Annotated in this window: 21 protein-coding genes; 2 read left to right on the plus strand and 19 right to left on the minus strand. The window is 70.1% G+C overall.

The window, feature by feature from the left end; translation table 11 throughout:
• Positions 1–37 precede the first annotated feature (37 nt).
• From PVT71_RS23405 to PVT71_RS23430, 6 genes are all read right to left on the minus strand, one after another.
• Positions 38–1,144, minus strand: coding sequence for an extracellular solute-binding protein (locus PVT71_RS23405; RefSeq protein WP_353475926.1), 1,107 nt, complete (start codon positions 1,142–1,144; stop codon positions 38–40).
• 100 nt (positions 1,145–1,244) lie between these two features.
• Positions 1,245–2,351, minus strand: a complete 1,107-nt coding sequence (locus PVT71_RS23410; RefSeq protein ID WP_353475927.1) for an NAD/NADP octopine/nopaline dehydrogenase family protein — start codon at positions 2,349–2,351, stop codon at positions 1,245–1,247.
• Entirely contained in the window at positions 2,348–2,935 is a 588-nt protein-coding gene (locus PVT71_RS23415; protein ID WP_353475928.1) for a peroxidase-related enzyme, read from the minus strand. The genes PVT71_RS23410 and PVT71_RS23415 overlap by 4 nt, the downstream gene beginning before the upstream one ends.
• On the minus strand, positions 2,932–3,423 hold the full coding sequence (locus PVT71_RS23420) for a hypothetical protein (RefSeq protein ID WP_353475929.1): 492 nt from the start codon (positions 3,421–3,423) through the stop codon (positions 2,932–2,934). Before PVT71_RS23420 ends, PVT71_RS23415 begins: the two co-directional genes overlap by 4 nt.
• Positions 3,420–4,904, minus strand: coding sequence for an NAD(P)/FAD-dependent oxidoreductase (locus PVT71_RS23425; protein ID WP_353475930.1), 1,485 nt, complete (start codon positions 4,902–4,904; stop codon positions 3,420–3,422). The genes PVT71_RS23420 and PVT71_RS23425 overlap by 4 nt, the downstream gene beginning before the upstream one ends.
• A 31-nt stretch (positions 4,905–4,935) precedes the next feature.
• Positions 4,936–6,276: an MFS transporter gene (locus tag PVT71_RS23430; RefSeq protein WP_353475931.1), complete on the minus strand. Its 1,341-nt coding sequence runs from the start codon at positions 6,274–6,276 to the stop codon at positions 4,936–4,938.
• 402 nt (positions 6,277–6,678) lie between these two features.
• Between PVT71_RS23430 and PVT71_RS23435 the strand changes: the two genes are divergently transcribed.
• Complete coding sequence (locus PVT71_RS23435; RefSeq protein WP_353475932.1) at positions 6,679–7,149, plus strand: Lrp/AsnC family transcriptional regulator; 471 nt, start codon at positions 6,679–6,681, stop codon at positions 7,147–7,149.
• Positions 7,150–7,170: 21 nt separating this feature from the next.
• Here the strand turns inward: PVT71_RS23435 and PVT71_RS23440 are convergent, their stop codons facing one another.
• From PVT71_RS23440 to PVT71_RS23475, 8 genes are all read right to left on the minus strand, one after another.
• Entirely contained in the window at positions 7,171–8,067 is an 897-nt protein-coding gene (locus PVT71_RS23440; RefSeq protein ID WP_353475933.1) for a VOC family protein, read from the minus strand.
• A 1-nt stretch (position 8,068) separates the two neighbouring features.
• Positions 8,069–8,902 carry a fumarylacetoacetate hydrolase family protein gene (locus tag PVT71_RS23445; protein WP_353475934.1) on the minus strand — a complete coding sequence of 278 codons (834 nt, stop codon included), beginning with the start codon at positions 8,900–8,902 and terminating at the stop codon, positions 8,069–8,071.
• Between the two features lie 27 nt (positions 8,903–8,929).
• On the minus strand, positions 8,930–10,483 hold the full coding sequence (locus PVT71_RS23450) for a bifunctional 3-(3-hydroxy-phenyl)propionate/3-hydroxycinnamic acid hydroxylase (RefSeq protein WP_353475935.1): 1,554 nt from the start codon (positions 10,481–10,483) through the stop codon (positions 8,930–8,932).
• 71 nt (positions 10,484–10,554) lie between these two features.
• Positions 10,555–11,853, minus strand: a complete 1,299-nt coding sequence (locus tag PVT71_RS23455; protein ID WP_353475936.1) for a TRAP transporter large permease — start codon at positions 11,851–11,853, stop codon at positions 10,555–10,557.
• Complete coding sequence (locus tag PVT71_RS23460; protein WP_353475937.1) at positions 11,850–12,347, minus strand: TRAP transporter small permease; 498 nt, start codon at positions 12,345–12,347, stop codon at positions 11,850–11,852. Before PVT71_RS23460 ends, PVT71_RS23455 begins: the two co-directional genes overlap by 4 nt.
• Positions 12,348–12,417: 70 nt before the next feature.
• Entirely contained in the window at positions 12,418–13,410 is a 993-nt protein-coding gene (locus PVT71_RS23465) for a TRAP transporter substrate-binding protein (protein WP_353475938.1), read from the minus strand.
• A gap of 53 nt (positions 13,411–13,463) precedes the next feature.
• Positions 13,464–14,261, minus strand: a complete 798-nt coding sequence (locus PVT71_RS23470; protein WP_353475939.1) for a glutathione S-transferase family protein — start codon at positions 14,259–14,261, stop codon at positions 13,464–13,466.
• A 22-nt stretch (positions 14,262–14,283) separates the two neighbouring features.
• The gene (locus PVT71_RS23475) at positions 14,284–15,129 is read right to left on the minus strand and encodes a fumarylacetoacetate hydrolase family protein (RefSeq protein WP_353475940.1); all 846 of its coding nucleotides are present in this window, start codon (positions 15,127–15,129) and stop codon (positions 14,284–14,286) included.
• 169 nt (positions 15,130–15,298) lie between these two features.
• On the opposite strand from PVT71_RS23475, the gene PVT71_RS23480 reads away from it, so the two are divergent.
• Positions 15,299–16,003 carry a GntR family transcriptional regulator gene (locus tag PVT71_RS23480; protein ID WP_353475941.1) on the plus strand — a complete coding sequence of 235 codons (705 nt, stop codon included), beginning with the start codon at positions 15,299–15,301 and terminating at the stop codon, positions 16,001–16,003.
• Positions 16,004–16,027: 24 nt separating this feature from the next.
• On the opposite strand, the gene PVT71_RS23485 is transcribed toward PVT71_RS23480, so the two are convergent.
• The 5 genes from PVT71_RS23485 to PVT71_RS23505 all read right to left on the minus strand — a co-directional run bounded on the left by PVT71_RS23485 (position 16,028) and on the right by PVT71_RS23505 (position 21,894).
• Positions 16,028–16,981, minus strand: coding sequence for an alpha/beta hydrolase (locus PVT71_RS23485; RefSeq protein ID WP_353475942.1), 954 nt, complete (start codon positions 16,979–16,981; stop codon positions 16,028–16,030).
• Between the two features lie 31 nt (positions 16,982–17,012).
• Positions 17,013–17,969: an alpha/beta hydrolase gene (locus PVT71_RS23490; protein ID WP_353475943.1), complete on the minus strand. Its 957-nt coding sequence runs from the start codon at positions 17,967–17,969 to the stop codon at positions 17,013–17,015.
• Positions 17,966–18,994 (minus strand): cupin domain-containing protein, encoded by a 1,029-nt coding sequence (locus PVT71_RS23495; RefSeq protein WP_353475944.1) that lies wholly within the window; start codon positions 18,992–18,994, stop codon positions 17,966–17,968. Before PVT71_RS23495 ends, PVT71_RS23490 begins: the two co-directional genes overlap by 4 nt.
• A gap of 92 nt (positions 18,995–19,086) precedes the next feature.
• Positions 19,087–20,025, minus strand: a complete 939-nt coding sequence (locus PVT71_RS23500) for a LysR family transcriptional regulator (protein ID WP_353475945.1) — start codon at positions 20,023–20,025, stop codon at positions 19,087–19,089.
• Between the two features lie 81 nt (positions 20,026–20,106).
• On the minus strand, positions 20,107–21,894 hold the full coding sequence (locus PVT71_RS23505) for a SulP family inorganic anion transporter (RefSeq protein WP_353475946.1): 1,788 nt from the start codon (positions 21,892–21,894) through the stop codon (positions 20,107–20,109).
• Between the last annotated feature and the right edge of the window lies 1 nt (position 21,895).

The raw sequence follows: 21,895 nt of genomic DNA on the forward strand, positions 1-21,895 counted from the left end.
CGGCCCTGTCCTGCCCCCGCAGCCCCTGTGCTTGTGCTCAGGCGGCCTTGATGGCTTCGACGGCCGGATCGACGAGGCCGTACTTCATCTCGTTCGCCTCGGAGCGGAAGAACTTCATGCCCGCCAGCTCTTCCTCGGAGAAGGAGGTCGCGGCCTTCTCGGCGTCGCTCAGGTATTCATCGGCGCCCTTGAAGGTCGAGATGAAGCCCGACGCCTTGGTCATCGCGGCACCGACCTCGGGCGAGGCCAGCACGGCGTTGAGGAAGGTGTAGGCATTGTCCATGTTCGGCGCGTTGTTGGCGATGTTGTAGGTGTAGACGAAGCCGTAGCTGCCTTCCTTGGGGATGGTCATCGCCACCGGGAAGCCTTCGGCCATCAGCGCGGCGATCGGGCCGTTCCAGGCGCAGGCCATGGTGATGTCCTGGTTGACGAACATCTGCTGCACCTCGGCGCCGCCGTCGTAGTACTTGCGCGCCAGCGGCTTCTTCTCGATCAGGAAGTCCCGCGCCTCGGCGACGATGGCGGCGGCCTTCTCGGGATCGTTGAGATACTCGACCATGTTGCCGTCGTAGCCCTTCATCAGCATGACGATCGACATCATGTCCTGCAGCACGTAGGCGGTCTGGCCGGCGAACTTGTCCGAGAAGAACGGCTCCCAGGACTTGGTGTCCTCTTCCGAGACCATCTCGGTGTTGTAGGCCAGCACTTCCATGCCCGACAGGATCGGCGCGCCCCACTTGTTGCCGTTGATCGTCGACCAGTCGCTCTCCGAGTAGATCGGGTTGATCGTGCCCCAGTTGGTCAGGCGGTCGGTGTCGAGCGGCGACAGCAGGTCCGAGGAGATGAACTGCAGGAAGCGGTGGCCGGCGACGGTGAGGATGTCCACGGTCGGGTTCGGCGCCTCGGCGGCCAGCAGGTTGAACTGCTTGCCCTGGTCATCGACGAGGCGGATGTTCACCTTGATGCCGGTCTCGTCCTGGAACTGGGTCTTGAAGTCCTCGGGGATGAAGTCGGTGTAGGTCCAGATGTTGACCTCGCCGCCCTGCGCATAGGCGCGGCGCAGGTAGACGGGGCTGGCGAGGGTGCCGGCGGTGACGGCCGCGGTGCCCATGAAGCGGCGGCGGTTCAGGATGAGTTTCGACATGTCGTTCGCTCCTAGTTGGGAGAATGCGGGTCTTTGAGGCCCGTCTGGTTGCGGTAGGCGCCGGCCCGTCGGCCGGCGTCTCGAGCGATGCGCCGGCTCGTCAGCCGGCGCTGGCCCGGAGCGTCTCCGGGCCGGGAAGCCGCCCCGACAGGGCAACCTCCCGCATCTGGTCGAGGCTCAGCTCGGCCAGCGGCAGCGCGGCGAGCAGCTCGTTTTCCTCTTCGAAATCGCGGCCGTACATGGCCGAGAACAGCTTGACCCCCGAGCGGTGCAGCTCGGCCGGCAGGCCGATGAGATCGCCCAGCACCACCGTCGGCACGAGGCCGTAGGGCACGTCCTCGGTCACGTAGCGGCTGTCGGCGGTCGCGGGGCCCTGCCCGCCGGTGCCCGCCTCGACCAGCGCCGCGTTCATCTCGTGGATCGAGGCGACGGGCACGTGGTAGCTCTGGTGGTAATGCTCGAAGATGGTCTTCACGCTGAGCCCCAGCGCCCGCGCGATGTTCAGCCGTTCCTCGTCCAGCGCCTCCATCAGGCGGCCGACGTTGGGCGTGACGTTGCCGGCCTGCGACCATGTCTCGCCGTGTTCCATGCGGGTCATGTTGCCGAGCGCGATGCCCATGTGGTTCTGCGGGTTGAGGTTCGAGAGCGCGATGGCCAGCAGCCCGTCGCGCGCCACGAAGACATCGCCGAAGAGCGTCCGGCAGGTCTCGAGCGCGCCGTCCTGCGCTGAGGCGGGCACGGTGCACATGTCGATCTTGGCGCGGATGGTGTTGACGTTGCACGCCGCGGGCCCGGTGCGGCGCCCGGTGAGCGCCGTGGTGCCCCAGGCGGTGACCGGCAGCGTGAGGCCGCGCGCGGCCAGCAGCTCCGACAGGTACACCGCGCCGAAGGAGGCATGGGACGAGACGATCACCTGCTGGCCCGCGCTAAGATGCGGCGCGATGGCGTCCATCACCGCCTTGTGCCCGTAGCCCGGTACGGCGATCAGCACCACGTCGCGGCCCGTGACCAGTGCCTCGGCGCTGCCCGCCACCTCGGGGTGGAAGACACCCGAGAGCGCGCCGGAGGCGGTCAGCCCCTGCCCCAGCCCGTCGGTGCCGGTGCCCGAGGGCGACCAGAGCGCGGTCCTGTGGCCGCGGCTTTCCAGCACGGCGGCGGTGCCAAAGGCGATGCTCCCCGCCCCGGCGATTCCGACCGAAAGGCTCATGCGTCCACCTCCTTGCGCACCGGATCGCCGAGGATGTGCATCAGCCGGTTGGCCCAGCCGAAGAGCGCGGTCGACAGGATGAGGTCGAGGATCTCGGCCTCGTCGAGCCCGGCTGCCTTCAGCGCCGCCATGTCCTCGGCCGTGGCCTCGGAGGGCGCCGCCGAGAGCTTGCGGGCGAAATCGAAGATGGCACGGTCGCGCGGGCCGAGATCGGCCTTCTCGCCCTTCAGGAAGAGCTCGTCGGTGACCGTGGTGTCCTTGAGGATCTGTGCGTGGCGCGAGGCGTGCACGGCGGCGCAGTAGATGCAGCGGTTGACCATCGAAGCGGCCAGCGCACCGACCTCGCGCTCGGCGCGGCTGAGCCCGTCCTTGTCGTACATGATCGCGTTGAAGAGCGGCGAGCGCACCTTCAGGCTCTCGACGTCATGCGCCAGCGTCAGCACGTAGTCCGAGACCTTGGTGTTCGACGGCGTGACCTGCAGCGCCTCGAGCTGATCCGGCGTCGCCTCGTCGAGCCGGACCGGGGTCACGCGCGGCTGCCAGTGCGGCACGTTGCGGGTGAACTTGTGGATGACCTTGCTCATGCGCCCGCTCCCGTCATAAGCCTGAGTCCCGCGATCAGCCGCAGCTGGTAGGCCAGGAAGGCGTTGAGCTCGCAGAGCCGCACGATGTCGGCATCGGAGACGCCCGCGCCGAGCAGGGCCGAGATCTCCTCGGCCGTCACGTCGCGCGGCAGCATGGCGACGGAATCCATGAAGGCGACGACGCGCGCCAGACCCAGCGCGGCCCCGTCCTCCGAGGGATCGGCCAACGCGGCATAGTCCGCGCCCGCCATGCGCGCGGCGTAGCGCAGCCCGGTCGCCTCCTCGCCGTTCAGTCGCGCGATACGGGCGGCCAGCGCCGCGCGCAGGTCGGCGGGCCAGGCGCCGCAATCGGCGGGGGCGAGCACCGCCTCCTCGGCGGTCTGGGTCATTTCCATGATGTTGCCGCGCAGCGCTGCCGCGGCGGCGGCGGGGCCTCCTTCCGTCACACCGCCCATGGCGATGCTGGTCAGGGTCGAGAGGTCACTCATGCCACAAGTCCTTTGGTCGTCTTGTCTTCGCCCGGCAGTTCGCTGGGCGTCCATTCCTCGCCGGTCAGCTCCGGCGTCCGGTAATCCTGCAGGATCTGCCAGTGCGTGGCCACATCCTCGGCGTAGAGCTTCGCGCAGAGCTCGCGCGCCAGCCACGCCGCCCCTTCCGAGACGCCGGGGATGTCGCCGCTGACCTTGCCGAGGCTGGCGGTGGCGCCGTAGTTGAAGCAGTAGACGTTGCCGAGCCAGGGCGCGGTGCCGGGCACCTTCTCGCGGAAGGTGAAATCGGGGTTGAGATAGGGGAAGCGGCCGAGATCGGCGCTCTTCTCGCCCTCGGGCGGCGTGTAGACGTCGTGCCAGAGCTGGATCGCGTTGGCCGCCTCGCCGAATTCGCGGCGCATCTCGGGATCGGTGACGAAGCCGGTGCCGAGGATCAGGAAATCGGCGGTGTAGCTGCTGCCGTCGGCGAAGCTGATCTTCACCTGATCGCCGACATCCTCGACCGAGACCGTGGCCTTGCCGAAGTGGAAATGCGCGTTGGGATGACGGCTCACCCGCAGGGTCGAGCCATGCGGCGGCGGGGTCTGGGTGGCGAAGCTGTACTGCATGAAGCGCCAACGCCATGCGTCCGGCAGCTCGGCATAGCCGCAGGTGAAGCCGTAGGAGCCGATGCCCATCATCTTGTTGATCGTCGGCATCTCCTTGCGGCGGATCAGGTGGCGGACCTCGGCGGCGCCGTGTTCCAGCGCCTCGGCGGAGTTGTCGACGGCGGACGCTCCCACCCCGATCACCGCGACCTTGCGGCCCTTCAGCGCGCCGAAGTCGATGTCGTCGGCGCTGTGCGCCCAGAGCTTGCGCGGCAGTGCGGCCATGAAGCCGGGGATGTTGGGCTTGCCGGTGCCGTCGCGGCCGGTGGCCGAGATCAGCTTGCGGGTCAGGATCGAGGCCTCGGGCGCGCCGCTGAGGTGCAGCCGCAGCAGCTCGCCCTCGGGCTCGACGCGGTCGACGCTCACCCCGTTCTCGACCGGCACGTCCAGCGCCTTGCGGTACCAGCGCAGGTAGTCCATCCACTGCGGACGCGGGATCTTGTCGAGCCTGTCCCACGCCTCGGCGCCGAACTGCGCGCGGAACCACGCCTGGAAGGTGAGCGCGCCAAGGCCGAAGGCGGGGCCGGTCAGCGTCTTCGGCGAGCGCAGCGTGACCATGCGCGCGTAGTTGAGCCAGGGCCCCTCGAGCCCCGCCGGGCTGCGGTCGAGCACCCGGACGTTGTCGATGCCGCCGGTGCGCAGCGCCAGCCACGAAACCAGCCCGCACATGCCCGCGCCGATGATCACCACGTCATGGACCTTTTCGCCGTTCACCTCGCGGGCCGGGACCCAGGACTTTCCCGGGTAGCAGAGGAACGCGAGGTCCTCCTGCAGCCGCGCCTCGAGGGCGGCGAGGCCCTGTCCGTCGATGGCCGGGGTGGCGAGTTCGGTCATGGTTCTGTCCCTGTGGTCTGAAATGCGTGGATCAGGCGCGCTGCGGCCAGTGCCGGTGCAGCTCGTCGATGTGGAAATCGTGCTCGTGCCGGTGCCCGTCGCCGAGCGCCGGGTGGTCCCGAAGGTGCGGGTGGTCCGCCGGCAGCTCGGGATGGCTGTGCGGCTTCGCGAGCGGGTCCTCGGCGGGCCAGATGCGCAGCGCCAGCAGCGTCGCGCCGATCGTCGCCAGCGCCAGCACGCCCATGGCATGCTCCGGGGCGATCGCCGCACCGAGCCAGCCCGCCAGCGGATAGGCCAGCAGCCAGCCGGCGTGGCTGAGCGAGAACTGCGCCGCAAAGACCGCCGGGCGGTCGTCGCGCCGGGCCGAGCGCGCCAGCACCAGCCCGCCCGGGGTCAGCACCAGCGACGAGGCCAGCCCGAAGGCCCCCCAGAGCGGCATCAGCCCCGGCACCGGCAGGCCCGGCACAAGGCTGAGCACGAGGCCGAGTCCGGCGAAGAGGAACGCGCCCGCGGCCATGCAGCGGCGCTCGCCGAGGTGCCGGACGAGGCGCGGCACGGTCGTCGCGCCAAGCGCGGCCCCCGCCCCGTAGCAGGTCATCAGCAGCGTGTAGTAATGCTCGGCATCGCCGAGGCGGCCGCCGGCGAAGACCACCGTGTTGACCAGCACCCAGGCCATCGACAGCGACAGCGCAAAGTTCAGCATGAAGAGCCCGCGCAGCCGCGGCGTCAGCGCGTAGATGCGCATCCCCTTCGAGACCCGCTCGAGGAAGGGCGCCTTGCGCGGCGCGTAGCCCGCCGGGAAGCGCGTGGTGAAGAGGAAGACCGCCGAGCCGAGGAAGCAGCTCGACGCGAGGAAGAAGAGCCCGTCCGCCGTGATCACCTTCAGCGCCGTCGCCGCGATGATCGGGCTGAGGATCGATTCCAGCGTGTAGGCGATGCGCGACAGCGCCAGCGCCCGGGAATAGCTGTCCTCGTCCTCGAGCAGGTCCGGCAGCACCGACTGGAAGAGCGGCGTGAAGCCCGAGGAGATGGCGAAGAAGACGAAGGCCAGCGCCGCGATCTGCCAGCTCGAGAAGGCAAAGCCCATGAGCGCGACCATGCCGAGGCGCAGGATGTCGATGGTCACCAGCGTGGCCCGGCGCGGGCGGCGCGACAGCACCGTCTCGGCCAGCGGCGCGATCAGCACGTAGGCGATCATCTTGAGCGCGAGGATGCCCCCGAGGATGGTGCCCCCCGCCTCGGTGCCGCCGGCCTCGAAGGCGGTCAGCGAAAGCGACACGGTCATCACCCCCACCCCGACCAGCGACAGGATCTGCGCGGCGAAGAGGTGGCGGAAGTCGCGGTGCCTAAGAGGAGAGTTCCGAGCGATCATGTCATGTGGCCCCAATGCGATTGGCAGAGGTAGATCCGGGATGGAGGGGCCGTGCAAGCGAGGGATGATCCCCCGGCGATATCATGCGACATTCCGGCAACGACCCCGTTCGGTGATTTCCCCGATTGCATCAGACATGCCGGAAAATTTCCAGCCTGCCGCGCCATAGGCCGGTGTTGCAGCGCGAACGCCTGTTCTTTGGGCAAAGGCGACGGGACCGCGTGCGGCCGGGAATTTCCGCGTCCTGCAAGGCACTTCCGGCCTTTTCCTGATCCGGCATCCGGGTCATTCACCCTCTGCAACCTCGGTAAAACTCGTTGGTTGATACTTGACCAACAGATTTGGAAATTCACCACATATTTTAACCTTTGTGAGCGCCGAATTCGTTCATATGATCGAACTATGACCCACAAGCTCGATCAGATCGATTGTCGCATCCTCGAGGAACTCCAGCGCGACGCGTCGCAGTCGCAGCGGGCGCTTTCCGATCGGGTGGGCCTGTCGCAGAACGCCTGCTGGCGCCGCCTCAAGGCGCTCGAGGCGGCCGGGGTGATCCGCAACTACACGGTGCTGCTCGACCGCGAGCGGCTGGGGGCCGGGCTGGTCGTCTTCGTGATGATCCGCACGCGCCATCACTCGGTCAGCTGGCTCGACCAGTTCCGCAAGCATGTCTCGACGATCAAGGACGTGGTCGACTTCTTCCGCATCGGCGGCGAGTACGACTACCTGCTGAAGATCGTCACCCGCGACATGGCCAGCTACGACGAGTGCTACAAGCAGCTCATCGCGAAGGTCGAGCTCGAGACGGTGACCTCCTATTTCGCCATGGAGGCGATCGAGGAGCAGCGGCCGATCCCGCTCTCCTCGCTGTAGCGGCGGCGCGGCCTTCCGCGCTCAGAGGAAGGGGATGGCCAGCTGCGCCGTCTTGCAGGCCTCGGTCTTCGGCGGGGCGATGCCCCACTGGTCGCTGCGCCCGGGAGCCCATGTCCAGTCCTCCGGCCCGCCGACGCGGTAGGTCTCGTCCACCTGCAGCACCTCGGCGGTGTGCTCGATCACCATGCCGAAGGGATCGACGAAATAGAGGAACACGTTGTCCCCCGGCCCGTGCCGCCCCGGCCCCCAGCCGATGCCGAAGCCCGCGTCGCACATCCGGCCCGAGGCCTTCATCACCGCCTCCCAGTCCGGGTGGTTGAAGGCGACGTGGTTCAGCGTGTCCACCTCGGCAATGGCCAGCACCACGGCGTGGTGGTCCGAGTTGGTGCGCAGGAAGCCCATCATCTTCGAGCGGTCGGTCAGGGTGAAGCCGAGCCCCTCCTCGAAGAAGCGGATGTCGGCATCGAGGTCACGGGTGTTGATGTTCACATGCGCCAGCCGGTCCGGCATCTGGCGCCCCGCGGCCTCGAGCGGCACGGAAAGCGCATCGCCCTGCACGACGCGGTAGAGCCGCCCCGAGGGATCGCGCACCGCAAAGCCCGTGCCGCCGCCATGGTCCGCGAGCCGGGCGATGCCGCCCTCCGCCGTGCCCCCCGCCGCGACCAGCCGGTCGCGCAGGGCGGACAGGTCGGTTTCCTCCGCGGCGCGAAAGGTGACCGAGATCACGCACGTCGCCGCGCCCTGTGTCAGGCGCAGCACGTAGGGATCGCCGCCGCTGGCCCGCAGCCAGACATTCCCCGCGTCGCGCGCAGCCTCGTCGAGCCCCCAGACGCGGGTGTAGAACTCGGTGGCGGCGGCGAGGTCGGGCGTCGCGACCTCGACGCTGCGCAGGCCGGTGAGGGGAAATTCCGCGCCCATCTCAGGCCTCCGCCACGATCTTGCTGACCAGCGAGCCGACGCCGTCGATGCGCACCTCGATCTCGTCGCCGGGCTTCATCCACACCGGGGGGGTGCGCTTCGATCCGACCCCGCCCGGCGTGCCCGTGGCGATCACGTCGCCCGGCGCCAGCGGGGTGAACTGCGAGACATAGGCGATAATCACCGGGATCGGGAAGATCATGTGCGCGACCGGCGCCTCCTGCATCACCTCGCCGTTGAGCACCGAGCGGACCACCACGGCGCGCAGGTCGGCGATCTCGTCCGGGGTCACCAGCTCGGGGCCGAAGGGCGCGGTGCCGGGGAAGTTCTTGCCCGGGATGAACTGCCGGGTGTGCCACTGCCAGTCGCGCACCGAGGCGTCGTTGAAGCAGGCGAAGCCCGCGACATGCTCCATGGCCTCGGCCTCGGGGATGTTGCGACCGCCGCGGCCGATGACGATCGCCAGCTCCGCCTCGTAGTCGAGATCGCCCGAGACGGCGGGGCGGATCACCGGGTCACCGGCGGCGACCAGCGTGTCGGCGAAGCGGGTGAAGATCGACGGGTGCGCCACCTCGGCGCGGCCGGTTTCCTTGCGGTGGCTCTCGTAATTGTGCCCGACGCAGAGAATTTTTCCCGGGTTCGGGATCACCGGCAGCAGCCTGACTGCAGCGCGCGGCAGCCGCGGGGCCGGGCCGTCGAGCGCCAGTGCCCCCGCGGCGATCGCCGCGCGCAGATCGGCGGGCGCACCGGGTAGCGCGCCGAGATTGGTGACCTCGGATCCCTCGACGCGGCCCCAACTGGCGCGACCGTCGTGTTCAAAGCTGATGAAACGCATGATGGATGTCCTTCCCTGTCCCTGCCGTCACGAGGTGGCGGCCTGCGCCGCCGCGGGCTGCGCCAGCCTCAGCGCCCGCCCGAGGCGGGTGATCTCGGCGCTCATCTGCGGCGCGCCTGCCGCCAGCGCCGCGGTGTAGAAATCGGGGCGCAGCAGCACGTGGGCCGCCTCCCGCGCGTCCAACCACGCAGCGAGATGCCCCTCGGGGTCGGCCACGTCGCGGTCCATTACGAGCTGCCTTGCGCCGAGCCGCGCCAGCACCGCGGCGGCCTCGGCGCTCAGCGCCGCCTCGCCGTGCGACAGCAACACCCAGCCTCCGCCGGTCACCGCGTCGAGCAGAGCGCCATCCTCGCGCGCCACCGGGTTGATGAAGCGCTCGCCCGCCCCGGCGCCGACAAGGTCGGACGCGATCGGCGCGATGAGCTCGGCGGCGGTGCGGATGTCCTGTTGCGCGCGGACCCGCGCGTCGCGCGCCGTCGCCTCCTCGGGGTCGAGCACGCAGATGTACTTGCCCGCCTCGATCGCCTTGCCGATCACGTGGCGCACCTGCGCGTCGCGTTCGGTCTGGTAACTGTCGAGCAGGGAGCTGTCCGCCTTCCCCGCCAGCACCAGCTCGAGCTTCCAGACGAGGTTGGCGACGTCGCGCAGCCCGTGGCACATGCCCTGGCCGAAGAAGGGCGGCGTCTGGTGCGCGGCATCCCCGGCCAGCAGCACCGGCCCGACGCGCCAGTCGGTGGCAACGAGCCCGTGGAAGCGGTAGGTGGCGGCGCGGATGATCCGGTGCTCTGCCCCCTGCACCCAGGGCGCCACCAGCGCGGCGACGGTCTCGGGCCGCGACATTTGCGCGTCGTCCTCGCCGGGCAGCAGCATGAATTCCCAGCGGCGGTGGTTGCCCCGTCCCGGCACGATGGTCGCCGGGCGCGCGGGGTCGCACATCATCACCGACAGGCGCTGCAGGTTCGCTCCCTCGGCGACGCCCGACAGCGCGGGGAAGGAGATCGGCCCGTCCACCTCGGCATCGACCACCAGCCAGGGCTCCTCGAAATCGAGGTCGTCGAGCGTCACGCCAAGCGCCTTGCGCACCGTGCTGCGCGCGCCGTCGGTGCCGAGCACCCAGCGCGTGTTGATGCTCTCGCCCCCGGCCAGCGCCAGCCGGGCCTGATCGCCCAGCACCTCGAGCCCGGTCACCTCGCAGCGGAGGCGCAGCGTCACGTTCGGATAGCGCGCGAGCCCGGCGCGCAGCACTGCTTCGAGCTCGGGCTGGTAGAAGAAGTAGTCGTTGGCATAGCCGAAGGGCCGCGGCTTGCCCGCCGCGCTGAGGTAGCGGATCACGCCATGATCGGCGCCGATGTGCAGGTGCCCGTCGGCGGGCAGCAGCAGGTCCTCGAGCGGCGCCAGCAGGTCCGCGTCCGCCAGCAGGCGCAGCATCTCGTGGTCGACATGCACCGCGCGCGGCAGCGCGTAGGGCGCGGCGTCGCGGTCGAGCACCAGCACGCGCAGCCCGGCCCGGCCCAGCAGGTTCGCGGCAAAGGCGCCGACGGGGCCGCAGCCGACGATGGTCACATCCCACTCGGGCGTCATGTCTTTTCCTCCAGGTCTTTCGGGCAGGTCTTTCGGCAGGTCTATCGGGGATCGGCGGGGGCGAGCCGCCATCAGTAGAGCACCCCGGGCAGCCAGAGCGCGAGCTGCGGCACCGCGAAGAGCAGCACCACCAGCACGACGGGCGCGATCAGGAAGGGCAGGATGCCCCGGTAGAGTGTCCCCATCGACAGGGCCGCGCTCTGCGCCTTGATGATGAAGAGGTTCATCCCCACCGGCGGGGTGATCAGCCCCAGCTCGACCAGCACCGCCACCAGCACGCCGAACCAGATCGGGTCGAAGCCGAAGCCGGTCACCACCGGCAGGAAGACCGGGACGGTGATCAGCACCATGCCGATGCCCTCGAGGAAGCAGCCCATGACGATGTAGAGCAGGATGATCAGCGCCATCACCAGCGCCGGCGACAGCTCGGCCGCCTGCGCCAGCGCCAGCAGCTTCTCGGGCAGGCGCGTCTGCACGACGAAATTGGCGAACATCGTGGCGCCGATGATGATCATGAAGAGCGCGCAGGAGATGATCACCGTCGCCTGCACGGCGCGGATGAAGCCCTCGACGCCCAGCGTGCGACGCAGGAAGCCGATCACCACCGCGCCGAAGGCACCGACCGAGGCGGCCTCGTTGGGGCTGAAGACCCCTGCGTAGATGCCGCCGATCGAGACGAGGAAGAGCAGCATGAACTGCCAGGGCCGCAGCAGCGCACGGAAGCGCTCGGCCATGGTCACCGTCTCGGCCCCCGCCGCGGGGCCCGAGCGGCCCGCCAGCAGCACCGAGACCACGACGTAGAGCAGCATCAGCACGATGCCGGGGATGAGCGACGCGGCGAAGAGCCGGGCCACCGAGGCCTCGGCGATCGAGCCGTAGATCACCAGGATGATCGAGGGCGGGATGAGGATACCGAGCGAGCCGCCGGCGGCGACCGAGGCGGCGGCATAGCCGTCCTCGTAGCCCGCCTTCTGCATCTCGGGCAGGGCGATGCGGGTCATGCTGGCGGCGGTCGCCACCGATGAGCCGCAGATCGCCCCGAAGGCGCCCGAGGCGGCGATCGAGGCGATCGAAAGCCCGCCGCGCACCCCGGTGGTGAAGACGCGCGCCGCGGCAAAGAGCTCGGCCGACATGCGCGAGCCCGAGGCGACCTCGCCCATCAGCACGAAAAGCGGGATGACCGAGAGCCCGTAGCTCGAGGCAGTGTCGAAGGTGCCGGTCCCGGCAAGCAGCGCCGCGACGGAAAGATCGTTGAGCAGCAGGTTCCCGACGATGCCGACCAGCGCCAGCGCCAGCCACACGGGTTGCCGCAGGAAGAGCAGCAGGAACATCGAACCGATGCCGGTGAGGCCGAGGGCAAAGGCGCTCATGACTCCACCTCTGCGGCATGGGCCGCGTCCGCCACCTGCCCGAACCCGAGCACCCGGCGCAGCGCCGCCCAGCAGGTGCCGGCGAGCCCGGCGAAGGCCAGGGCCCAGAGCGTCCAGAGCGGCACGCCCAGCTCCAGCGAGCGGTCGCCGTAGACATAGGCATCATGCGCCGGGCCGAACATCGACCAGCCGAGGAAGACGAGGAAGCCGAGCGTGCCCACCGAGGCCAGCAACTTCAGCAGGCCCAGCACCGCCGCGGGCAGCATGCCGTCGACGATGTCGATCAGGATCTCGCCCTGCCGTGCCACCACCGGCGCCATGCCGAAGAACACCATGACCAGCAGCCCGAAACCGACCACGTCATAGGCGCCCCGCACGGGGATGTTGAAGACGAAGCGCAGCACCACGTCGGCCACCACGGTCAGCATCATCACGACGACGGCCAGCGAGGCGATGACATGGAAAAAGCGCGTCAGGCGGTCCGGGGGCATCATGCTCGGTCCAGTTCCAGTAAAGTGAGGGGGTCGTTGCGCCCGGCCCCGCGCGGGGACCGGGCGCGCCGGATCATTGCGTGTAGGCCGAGAGGAACTCCGAGCCCGGCTTGCCCGCGTCGTCGACCGCCTTGACCGTGGCCGCGACGATCGGGGCGACATCGGCGCGCAGCGTGGCAAGCTGGTCGTCCGACAGATTGACGATCTGCACGCCGCCCTCCGCCATGTAGGCGCGGCCCTCGGCCTCGCCCTCGTCGAGCATCTTGCCGAAGGCCTCGGCGCGGTCGGGGCCGGTGGTCTCGTCCACCAGCTTGCGCAGCTCGGGGCTCAGCCGGTCATAGGCCTTGTCGCCCATGACCACGGCGAAGGCGGCCGAGGCGAAGCCGGGCTCGATCGAGTAGCCGAGCACCGGGGCAAGGTCGAAGGACTTGGTCGCCTCGAAGGGGAAGGCGGTGCCGTCCACCACGCCCTTGGCCAGCGCGTCACCGGTCTCGGCGGGCTGCACCGGCACCGGCGCGGCGCCGAGCGCCTCGATCAGCTGCTGCCAGATCGCCCCGGCGTAGCGGATGCGCAGGCCCTTGAAGACCGACAGGTTCGACGGATCGGCGTCCTTGAGGTGCAGCTTCAGCGGCGGGGTGACCGCCATCCACAGGATATGCGTGCCGGCGTGCTCCTCGGCGAGGTATTCCGGCGCCAGTTCGGTCAGCCGGCGCGAGGTGATCGCGCTGTCATTGCCCGCGGCCGGGTAGGTCAGCGGCAGGCCGGCAAGCTCGGCCATCGGGAAGCGCCCCGGGGTCGCGCCGCTCAGCACCACCGCCACGTCCGCGGCGCCGGTGCGTGCGAGGTCGAACTGCCGCGGCGCCGGGCCGAGCTGGCCCGAGGGGAAGAGCTCGACGGTCAGCTCGCCGTTGCTCTTCGCCGCCAGTTCCTCGCCCCATTGCGTGAGCATCCGGTTGAACGCGTGGTTGGGCGGCAAGAAGGTCGAGACCTTCAGCGTTTCCGCGAATGCGGCGGGGGCGAGCCCCAGTGCCAGCGCCGCGGCGCACAGCGATCCTTTGATCTTCATGTTCCTCACTCCCTGTTTTGATCTCGTGTCCTGCCGGTCCCCTCCCGGTCCGGTCAGCGCAGGTCCTCCCACTTGCGCGCGAGCCCGGGCCAATGTGCCGAGCCGCCCTGCCGCATCTTCTCGCTGCCCGCCGCATCGGCAAAGGCAGCGATCCCCGCGGCATAGCTGGGCCGCGCCTGCATCGCGGCCAGCCATTTCCCGATGGCCGGAAATTCCTCCAGCCAGAGCCCGGCGAAGCCGAGCCGCTCGATCCGGTCGACATAGGCGACCAGCGCGACGTCCACCTTCGAGAAGGCCTCGCCCATCATCCAGGGCCCCTGCCCCAGCGCCGCCTGCATGTCGCCGAAGGCGCGGCGCAACTGGCGCAGCGCCTGCTCGACGAAGATGGCATCCAGCCCCTCGTCCAACAGCATCCGACGCTTCATCCGGGCCACCGGGTCCGGCATCCGCGCCAGCATCTGCGCGATCTCCCCGGGCGTGCGGCTGGCGCGGATCGCGCCGCGCATCGCGGTCGAGAAGGAGAGCGTGTTGATCGCCGCGTGGATATCCAGCGTCCGCAGCAGCCAGTGCGCCGCGGCCACCTCGGCGGCGCGGCCCTTCGGCGAGAGCCGCCCGCCGCCCTTCTCGCGGTCGAGGTAGTCGAGGATCAGGCTCGACTCGACCACCACCAGCCCGTCGTCGACCAGCGTCGGCACCACGGCGGCAGGGTTGAGCTGCAGGTAATCGGACGCGAATTGGTCGCCCTTCTGCAGGTCGAGCAGCACGCCCTCGTAAGGCAGGTCCAGCTCGGCGAGGCCCACGCGGACCTTCTGCGAGCAGACGCTGGTTGGGCCGTGGTAGAGCGTGAGCATGGGTCCTCCTCCCCGCCTGCGGTCAGGCCTCTGCGGCGACCGGGTTGCGCAGCGTGCCGAGACCCTCGATCTCGACCTCAACCACATCGCCCGCGCGCATCCAGAGCGGCGGCGTGCGCTTGGCCCCGACCCCGCCGGGCGTGCCGGTGGCGATGACGTCGCCGACCTCGAGCTCGGTGAACTCCGAGCAGTATTCGACGATCCGCGCGAGATCGAAGATCATGTCCGAGAAATGCGCCTCCTGGACGATCTCGCCGTTGAGCCGGGTGCGGATCGCCTGCGGACCGATCTCGCCCATCTCGTCCGGGGTCATCATCCAGGGACCGAAGGCGCCGGTGCCGGGGAAGTTCTTGCCCGGGGTGAACTGGTGGGTGTGGCGCTGGTAGTCGCGGATGCTGCCGTCGTTGTAGCAGGCGTAGCCGGCGATGTGGCTCAGTGCCTCGGCGCGCGGGATGTAGCGGCCGGGCTTGCCGATGACGATGGCCAGCTCACCCTCGAAGTCGAGGTTGTCCGACACTCTCGGCACCGGGATCGTGGCAAGGTGGCCGGTCTGGCTGTTGGCGTAGCGGGCGAAGATCGTCGGATGCGCGACCTCGCTGCGCCCGGTCTCCTTGCGGTGGGTTTCGTAGTTGAGCCCGACGCAGAGGATCTTCGGCGGGTTCGGCAGCACCGGCAGCCACTCGACCTCGGCCAGCGGATAGGCCTGCGCCCCGGCCTCAGCCTCGGCCACGCCGGCGAGCCCGCCCGCGATCGCCTCCCGGAGGTCCGCATAGCGCGCCGTCAGCGCCGCGCCGACATCGACGAAGGCCTCCTCCGTCACGATCCCCCAGCTCTGCCGTCCGGCAATCTTCACCGTCGCAAGTTTCACACCGTGTCTCCCGTCACGCCGCGCATCGCGGTCCCTCCTCCGGCGCATCCCGGAGGCCGCCGCTGATCCTTGGGTAATATACAAACTCAGACTCATCAACATAATTTATATTTTTTCTTTTCGAGATGCGTAATGTATAGAGAGGCCAAGGAAGAGAGACGGGGACCGGATGGACCACAGACCGCCAGACAGCGCCAAGACGACGAGCCTTGCCGGATCGATTCACGACCGGCTGCGCACGGACATCCTGACCGGGCGACTCGAGCCGGGGCTGAAGCTGCAGATGAAGCTGCTCACCGAGCGCTACGACGCCGGGCAGACGCCCCTGCGCGAGGCGCTGAACCGGCTGTCCTCCGAGGGGCTGGTGGAAAGCCGGGTGCAGCGGGGCTTCTACGTGAAGCCGGTGCACCTCGACGAGCTGCGCGAGCTGACCAAGACCCGCTGCTGGCTCGAGGCGCTGGCCCTGCGCGAGTCGATTGCCCATGCCACGCCCGAGTGGGACGAGGAGCTGATCATCGCCCACCACCGCCTGACCCGCACGCCGCGCTCGCTCGACCCCGAGCGCTTCGAGGACAACCCCGAGTGGGAGCGCCTGCACCGCGACTTCCACAAGGTGCTGATCTCGCGCTGCGGCTCGACGCCGCTGCTGGAGTTCTGCGAGCAGCTTGCCGACCGGCTCTACCGCTACCGGATGCTGTCGATCCGCAAGGTCTTCACCACCCGGCACGTCAAGGACGAGCACGCCACGATCCTGCAGCTGGTGCTCGACCGCGACAGCGAGAAGGCGACCGAGGCGCTGACCCGCCATTACGAGCGCACCGCCGACGCGGTGCTTAAGGATCTCGGCACGCCGGCCCCGCGGGAAGACGGCTGAGCGCCTTCCCGCGCCCGTCATGTGTCAGCCCTCCTGACCGGCGAGCAGCGCCTGCAGGGTGACAAAACCCAGCAGGTCGCGGCCGAAAGTGTCGTCGGCGGTGCCGAAATGGCTGACGATCGAGATGTGGTTGTGCCCCGGCGCCGAGACGATCAGCGGCAGGCGGCCGTCGCGCTCGGCCAGCGCCTCGATCATCCGCCGGGTCTGGTCGATGATCACGTCGGGCTCGTTCTGGGCATAGGCGATCATCACCGGGATCTCGCGCCCCGCGACCGCGCCCACGACCGATTGCGCCGCACGGTCCCCCTTGGCGCCGTAGTAGAGCAGGTCGCGCTCGGGATCGAGGGCGCGCGCCCGCAGGTCCGCCACCGGGGGCGAGATCAGCACCGCCCCGATCACGCCATCTCCCGCGTGCTGCAGCTCCTCGCGGAAGACGTAGTCGGCGACATGCATCGCCCCGGCGGAATCGCCGATCACCACGATCTTCGACGGATCGCCGCCGTGTTCGGCCACGTGCGCCGAGAGCCAGCCGAGCGCCGCGCCCACGTCCTCGGCCCCGGCGGGCCAGTGCGCGGCGGGCGCGAGCCGGTAGTTCATCGTCACCGCGACCACGCCCTGCCGCGCGAACCAGCGCGCCATGTTGACGATATCGCCCTTGTCGCCGCGCACGAAGCCGCCGCCATGGACCAGCAGCACCACCGGCAGCGCCGCGGCGCCCTCGGGCGCGCGCAGGTCGAGCAGGTTGCGCGCGTCCGGCCCGTAGGGCTGGTCGGCGGCGACGGCAAGCCCGGCATCGTCCGCCCCGGCCAGCATCTGGCCGTAGAGCTTCATCGTGCCGCCAACCATCTCGCGCGACATCTCGCGGCCGAGCCCCTGCAGCGCGGCCAGCGCCTCGGGCGTGTCGGTGATCTGCGCCGACACGGGCAGCGCCAGCACCGCGGCCAGCATCAGTGCGGGCAGCGAAAGTCGTGTCGTCATCTCGGGTCCTCCTCCCCTCGTGGCGCCCTCCTCAGGCGCCGATCGTCCTGTCCAGGAATGCGCGGATCGTCGGCCAGACCGGGGCCTGGACCGGCACTTCCGACTCGCCGCCCGCCGCCGCGCTGCGCCAGCGCAGCATCCCGCGCGGGCCCGAGGCGTCCAGATCCGTGCGGTTGAGAAAGCCGTGACCCAGCCCCTCGATCCTCAGCAGCTCGGCCCGCGCCCCCGCCGCGTCGAGCGCATCGAAGAGGCCGCGGCTCTGCGCGAACGGGATCGCGCTGTCGTAGCTGCCGTGCAGGATGAGGAAGGGCGGCGCAACGGCCCGCGCCCGCCGCGAGGGATCGGCGGCGGCGGCGCGCTCGGGCAGCGTGGCGACCGTGCCGCCGAGGAAGAGGCACTCCAAAGCCTCGGGATCGGTCATCGGGCGCGCGGGCGGCAGGTGCGCGGATTCGGGATCGGTGCCGGGCAGCGCCGCGGGATCGCGCTGCGCGTCGAGCAGGGCAAAGTTGACCGGCCCGTAGCCGTCGACCACCGCGGCCACCTCGGACGTCACGCCCGGCCACTCGTCCGAGGTGAACTCCGCCGGGGCCAGCGCCGCGAGGCTCGCGAGGTGGCCACCCGCCGACGAGCCGAGCAGGGCGATGCGCTTCGGGTCGATGCCGAAATGCGCGGCCTGCGTCTTCAACCAGCGCACCGCGGTGGCGGTGTCGATCACCGGCGCGGGGAACAGCGCCTCGGTGCTCAGCCGGTAGTCGATCGAGACCATGGCATAGCCGCTTTCGGCGAAGTGCCTCGACAGGTCCGGCGCCAGCCGCCGGTCGCCGAAGCGCCAGCCGCCGCCGTGCAGGAAGATCACTGCCGGGTGCGGCCCGGCGCAATCGGGCAGGTAGACATCCGCCAGCCGCGGGACGCCGCCCGCGCGCGAGAAGACCTGGTCGGCCAGCAGGCGCACGCCGGGGCGCAGCGCGGGCAGTTCGGCGCGGCTCATGCCTCGACCCCGGGTTTTGCCCCCTCGGGCCGTCCCAGCGGCACGATGTCGAGCGTGTCGAGCTTTGCCAGCACCCGGTCGAAGCGGAAGGGCGGCGGGACCTGCGGATAGACGGTGCGGTCGGTGGGATCTCCGAGCGTGTAGAAGAACTCCTCGAAGACGCCGGGCACCAGCCAGCCGATGATCTTGGTGTAGGGCTCGAGGAACTGGAAGGCATGCGGCGTGCCGCGCGGCACGAATAGGAAGTCGCCGGGCGCCAGCTCGAGCTCCTCCTCCCCCGCCCGCATGCGGATGCGCCCGGCGGCGCAGAAGAATGTCTCGTCGTGCCTGAGGTGCATGTGCGGCGGGATCATCGGCCCCTGCGGCCCCTCGGTCAGCAGGGTGAGGAAGCGCCCGTCGCTCTGCGCATTGCCCCCGGCAAAGGTGAAGAGCTGGTCCGCCACCACCAGATGCGCGCCGCAGCCCGCCTCGAGCGCGTAGGGAACCGCCCCCTCCGGCACCTCGCGCAGCGGCGCGCAGAGCGGCAGATCCCCGGGCAGCGCGCCGAGGATCTCGGTGTCGCAGCCTGTGGCGCTGGCCCCGGTCAGGTCCGCCCATGTCCCCGCGTCCCGGTCGGGTTGCACGTAACCCTCGTAAGGCGTGCCCAGCCCGGAGAGCAGCCCGCCCGCCTCGGCCCCGGTGTGGAAGATCATCGCGCGGTTGCGCAGCCGCGTCATGCGCAGGCCGTACTCGGTGCCCGGCGGGATCGAGGCGTAGTCGCCCCCGACCAGCCGCCAGCAGGCGCCCTGCATGGAAAGCTCGATCTCGCCCTCGAGCACCTGCAGCGCGACGTGGCAGCCCGCATGGCGCAGCATCGGCAGGCCCGCGTCGCGCCCGCCGGTCAGCATCGACAGCGCGAAGGCTCCAGCGGTCTCGGCCGCACCCGCGTAAGCCGAGGCGACCATGCCGCCGACAAGCCGCCGCGGCCCCATGCCCGCGCGGATGCCATAGGGCGCAACCTCTCCGGGCAATTCGTTGAAACGCATGTGCTGTCCTTCCGCTTCGGTCTTCGGGCCTTGTCGGTCCGAGTTATCCGGCAGAACCGACCCAAGCGGAAATTGATTGTTTGGACCGCGACCTATCGGTCCGGTGAATATATTGCCGTGCCCTGGCCCGCGTCCCCGGCAAGGCGCTGCATCAGCTCGCGCAGCCAGCGCAGGCCGGTGTCACCCTCGGCATGGCGGCCCCATTGCAGCACCAGCCGGTTGACCGGGATCGCGATGGGCAGCGCGCGCACCGCCAGCGGCAGCACCTCGGCGAACTGCCGCGCGGTGCGCTCGGGCAGCGTGCCGAGCCGCTCGGTGCCGAGCACGTGCCAGGGCACCGCCGCGTGGCCCGAGACGGTGACGCTGCCCGAAAGCTGGCCGTGCAGCTGCTCGACGAGGATGCGGTCGATCGGCGTCTTGCGGTCGGGGCCAAGCTCCAGCAGCACGTGGTCGGCGCCGACATAGGCCTCGGCGGTCAGCGGGCGCGCGGCGATCCTGGCGTCGCGCCAGCAGATCACCGAGAAGGGCTCGTCGTAGAGTGGCGCCTGCGGGTGCCCCGCGGCAGCGTATTGCAGCGGGATCGCCAGCAGGTCGATCTCGCCTCGGTCGAGCTGCGCCTGCGGGTTGCCGCCGAGCGGGCGCACCACCAGCCGCACGCGCGGCGCAAGGCGCCGCACCTCGCGGCCGACCCGGGCGAGAAAGCCCAGCGAGACCGCCTCGGCGGCCATGACGGTCACCTGCCGGTCCTGCGCCGCGGGGTCGAAATCGCCCGGCACCAGCACCCGCGCCTCGATCTGCCGCAGCACCGCCGCGACCTCGCGGTGCAGCACCCGCCCGCGGTCGGTCTGCACCATCTGCCGCCCGACCCGGACCAGCAGCTCGTCGCCGAAGTGATCGCGCAGCCGGGCCAGCGCGTTGCTGGTCGCCGCCTGGCTGAGGTTGAGCCGCGCCGCCGCCGCGCTGACGCTGCTCTCGTCGAGCAGCGCCTCGAGCGCGACCAGCAGGTTCAGATCCAATCCGCGAAACCGCATGGTCTTGTTGCCTTTCCCTGCCCACCGCCTTGTCTGCGGGATCGAGGCTATACCCCGGCCCTGCAAGAGAAAAGCCGCCCTTCAGCCCGCCTTGCGCGCAGCACCGGGCCGGCCGGCGCATTCAAGGAAGATGCGCTTGTCGCAGGTGGCGCAGATGCTGCCGTCGAGCCTCGGCACGATCTCGGCGATGGCGTCGCCCTTCGACAGGTGCAGCCGCTCGCGGGTCAGCGCGCGCAGCACCTTGAAGCGCGCGAGCTTGGTCAGCGTGCGCGGCGTCTTCACCTGCAGGTGCAGCGCGCCTCCGAGGTGCTCGCGCCGGCGCGCCTCGTCGAGGATCAGGTCCGCGCCCGCAAGGTCGATGTCACCGCCGCCCTTGACGATGAAGAGCATGGTCTTCTGCAGCGGGCGCTCGCGCTCGAGCCGGCGGAACTCGCGCCGCAGGAACTCGACCGAGCCGAAGAAGAGCGGCCCGTCGAGCCGGCAGACCATCAGCTGCGGGCATTCCTCGAGCCCGTTCGGCGCGGCGTGCCTGAACACCCGGCCCGGGGTTGACGGATCCGGCGCACCCTGCCCGAGGAAGGGCCGCGCCGCGCCGCGCAGGAAGAAGCCGAGCGAGAGCAGCACGCCGACGTAGATCGCCGTCTCGAGATCGACCAGCAGCACGGTGACGAAGGTGACCCCGGCGATGATCGTCTCGGTCGAGGAGGAGGTGACGAGGTGGCGGATCTCGCGGAAGTCTATCAGCCGCCAGGCCACCAGCATGATCACCCCGGCGATGCCCGGGATCGGCACCACGGCGAAGGCCGGGGCGACCAGCAGCAGGATCCCGAAGAGGAAGGCCGAGGAGAGGATCGCCGAAAGCGGCGAGCGCGCGCCCGCGTCGTAGTTGATCCCCGAGCGGGTGAACGAGGCCGAGCTCGGGTAGCAGCGGAAGAGGCTGCCGATGACGTTCGACAGGCCCTGGGCAAGGAACTCGCGGTTGCCGTCGATCATCTGCCCCGAGCGCAGCGCCAGCGCGCGCGAGACCGACAGCGCCTCGAGCAGCCCGACGATGGCGATGGCCATGGCGCCGCCGCCGAACTCGCGCAGGTCGCCGAGCGAGAGCGCGGGGACGGCCATGCCGGGCACGATCTCTCCCAGCGGGCCGATGGTGGCGATGCCCGCCTGCGCCCCGCCAAGCGCGAGGCTGAGGCCGGTGGCGAGGGTCAGCGCGACGAGGTAGTTCGGCCAGAGCGGCCGCCAGAGCCGGATCGCCAGACCGATGCCGAAGGCCGTGCCCGAGACCGCCAGCGCCCGCCAATCCGGTCCAAGCGCCGCCCTCGGGAGGGCCGAGAGAAAGGCGCCTAGGTCGCTGGTCGAGGGAAGTGGCACCCCCAGCACGTGCTGCATCTGGCTCAGCGCGATGAGGATCGCGGCGCCGGTGACGAAGCCGGTCATCACCGAGTGCGAGACGAAATCCACCAGCGCCCCGAGCCGCGCCACGGCAAAGGCAAGCTGGATGATCCCGACCATCAGGCACAGGGTGATCGCGGCCGCGATGTACTCGGGCGAGCCCGGCACGTAGCGCCCCGAGAGCGTGGCGAAGAGCATGATCGACAGCGCCGTGGTCGGCCCCGAGACCGCGTGCCAGCTTGACCCCAGCAGCGCCGCGACCAGGGTCGAGACCATGGCGGTGTAGAAGCCGTATTCCGCCGGCAGCCCGGCGATGGCGGCAAAGGCCACGCCCTGCGGCAGCACCAGCGTCGCGCCGGTGAGCCCCGCCATGAGGTCGTCGCGCAGGCTCTGGCGGGTGGTCAGCGGGATCCAGTCGGGAAGCAAGGCGCTGACGCGCGCCCGGAGGGCGCGCGGCGATGTGCTCTCGTGGCTCATC

The organism is Salipiger sp. H15 (assembly GCF_040409955.1).
GTDB lineage: Bacteria > Pseudomonadota > Alphaproteobacteria > Rhodobacterales > Rhodobacteraceae > Salipiger.